This window comes from Acinetobacter johnsonii (assembly GCF_048551975.1).
GTDB lineage: Bacteria > Pseudomonadota > Gammaproteobacteria > Pseudomonadales > Moraxellaceae > Acinetobacter > Acinetobacter johnsonii_A.
The window spans coordinates 1-440 of record NZ_JBIMCF010000089.1; the positions used below are offsets into that span (position 1 = coordinate 1).

Sequence of the window (440 nt, forward strand, 5' to 3'; positions counted from 1 at the left end):
GTTTTAATACGTCTACCGCTTGCGGTAGGAAAACTTCAATATCTTCTAATTCTTTATTAATGGCAATACGAATTGCTTGGAAAGTTCGTGTTGCTGCATGTTTATTTTTTTCCCATTTCGGGTGCGCCACTTTCACAATTTCAGCCAACTGCGCGGTGGTTTCAATCAACCCAGCCGCTTTAATGGCTTTCGCAATACGACGGCTATAACGCTCTTCACCATATTGGAAAATAATATTTGCTAACGCCTCTTCCTCAATATTGACCAACCACTGCGCTGCGGTTGGACCTTTTGAATTGTCCATACGCATATCCAGTGGTCCATCTTTCATAAAACTAAAGCCACGCTCTGCCTGATCAAGCTGCGGTGAAGACACGCCCAACTCGGCCATAACAACATCGACCAAGCCTATGAAGCTTAATAATAACTCATGCTTAAGG

General features: G+C 43.4%; 1 protein-coding gene. It reads right to left on the bottom strand.

Going from position 1 to position 440, the window contains the following annotated elements:
* On the bottom strand, positions 1-440 hold a 440-nt coding region (gene rsmH, locus ACG9ZB_RS16755), incomplete at both ends, for a 16S rRNA (cytosine(1402)-N(4))-methyltransferase RsmH (RefSeq protein WP_419326803.1).